We start from the raw sequence: 2,214 nt of genomic DNA on the forward strand, positions 1-2,214 counted from the left end.
CCCGCCGCAGCGCGTCCGCGAACCACGGCGTCACGTCCGCGCGCCCCCGGTCCTTCCACCCGACAACCGCCCGGCGCACCGTGCCGTCGTTCTCCGCGAGCGCCCACACGGGCACGGTCGTGCCGTCCATCCGGTCGAGCCGGCCCGCCGCGCGCTCGCACCGCCGGGGCGGCCCCGCGAACCGGTCGAGGCAGCCGGGGCACAGCGGCCGGCCGGGCGTGCCGCAGCCGGCGCAGGTCACGGGCAGCACCAGGTCGAGGAGCTCGCGGGCGACGCGGGCGAGGGCGGCACGGCCCGGGGTGCCGGCGCGCACGGTGGAGGTGGTCACGCCGGCCACCCTGCCGGCTCGGTCGCGGGCGACGCCCGGCGCGTCCCCAGCCGGCCCGGCACCCGCACGGCCCCGGCGCCTGTGGTCGTCCTGGCGCCCGCCCCCGGCGGCTCAGCCCGCGAAGGACGGGTCCCGCACGCCCGCGCCCACCGACGCCCAGCTCGACCCGGCCCGGGCGAACAGCTCGCCCTCGGCCGTGGCGAGGTACAGGGCGCTGTCCCCCTTGCCGCCCGCGATGTCGACCGCGTCCGCGAGCGCGGGCCGGGTCTGCACCTCCCCGGACAGCGGGACCAGGTGGTAGACGGCCGTCGTGGTGCTGCCGGAGCGCCCGAGCACGCCGAGGGTCGACTCGTCGACCCAGACCACCCGGGTCGCGTCGGTGAGGGTCACCCCGGTCCGCCACGCCTCGCCGAGCACCTGGGGCGTCCCGGAGTCGTCGCGCACCACCGAGGCGACGTCGACCCGCACGCCGTCCGAGCCGGAGGAGACCACGGCGACCCGGGTGGCGTCCCGGGCGACCCGCACGGAGCGCACGGTGCGGTCCTGCAGCCACTCGGCGGCGACGTCGACCACGGTGCCGCGGTCGTCGACGGCCAGCAGCTGCCCGCCGCGGGCGCCGGAGGCCGTCCACACCCAGCCGAGCCGGTCGACCGACGGCGCGACCAGCGCGGGCGCGTCGAGCAGCCCGACGGACGCGGCCGTGGTGGTCGGGACGGTCACGAGCCGGTCCGGGCCGGAGAGCATGACCCGCAGGTCGCCCGAGCCGTCGCGGGCGGGGTCGCGGGCGTCCAGCCCGGCGAGGGACGCGATGCCCTCGACCGGCTCGAGCTCGCCGGCGGACATCTGCACGAGCGTGCCGTCCTGCAGCGCCTCCAGCGCGCCGCCCCAGTCCTGGCCGCGCTCGAGCTCGGCGGCCTCCGAGTCCATCGCCACGCCGCCGGCGCTCACCTCGACGGCCCGCACGCGCGCGATCCGCAGCGACGCCTCGAGCTGGGCCTGCATCCGCGCGCGCTCGTCGGGCTCGGTGGGCAGGCCGCCGGCCGCGAGGCTCACGGTCGCGACGCCGTCCCCGTCGACGGAGACCGCGTCCGGCTGCAGCACGGCGCCCTCGGGGACGGCGCTGCGCACGGCGTCCCGCAGCCAGCTGGACGGTCCGGCGATGAGCGCCCGGACGATCGACGTGGCCAGGTTCCGCAGCGGGAACCACCGGGTCTCGGGGACGAGGAACTCCTCGTCCTGGGACAGGAAGTACAGCGTGGCGGACCGGTAGATCGCCTCGAAGTTGGGCTCGGACAGCACGACGCCGTCCTCCAGGCCGGAGATCCGCCACTGGCCCTCGCTGTCCTGCACCAGGTCGAACGTCAGCGACTCCTTGGCGTCCGGGCCGGCCTGGGCGTACCGGCCCTCACCGTCGACCCGGGCCGCGACCCGCACGTCGACCTGCACCTGCGACTCGCCGACCAGCTCGATGTCGGGGCTGGACGCCGTCGCGTAGACGACGACGCGCTCGCGCGGGCTCCACGACCGCCGCGTCTCGCCGGAGAGGTACTCGCGGGCGTTGCGGAAGTCGTCGGTGGCGTCCACGGAGGCGGACGCCCGGCTGAAGCCGGCGGCGCTCGCGCCGAGGAACCCGCGCACGATGTCCTCCGGGGCGCCGTCCTGCGGCGGCGGGTCGCCCAGCGGCTCGACGACGCCCTGGTCGGTCACGCCCTCGACGCCCACGCCGACGGGGCCGGAGGTCGGGATGCCGACGCACGCGGACAGCGCGGCCAGGACGACGGCGAGCAGGGCGGCGACGCCGGCGCGACGGGCGGGACGGCGGTGCGCGGCTGCCGGGGACGACGCGGTCATCGGGTCTCCCCCGGTCGGTCGGGGCCGCCGCGGCG

1 protein-coding gene and 1 pseudogene are annotated in these 2,214 nt (G+C 78.3%); both read right to left on the reverse strand.

Translation table 11 applies throughout. The annotated features are described in order from the left end of the window. Positions 1 to 328 (reverse strand): annotated as a pseudogene (locus tag G6556_RS18475) (hypothetical protein); the annotation flags it as partial. A gap of 111 nt (positions 329 to 439) precedes the next feature. Continuing rightward, positions 440 to 2,214: LpqB family beta-propeller domain-containing protein (locus G6556_RS18480; RefSeq protein ID WP_346775004.1), on the reverse strand; the 1,775-nt coding region annotated here is incomplete at its 5' end.

This window comes from Cellulomonas sp. IC4_254, assembly GCF_011603975.1.
Classification (GTDB): domain Bacteria; phylum Actinomycetota; class Actinomycetes; order Actinomycetales; family Cellulomonadaceae; genus Cellulomonas.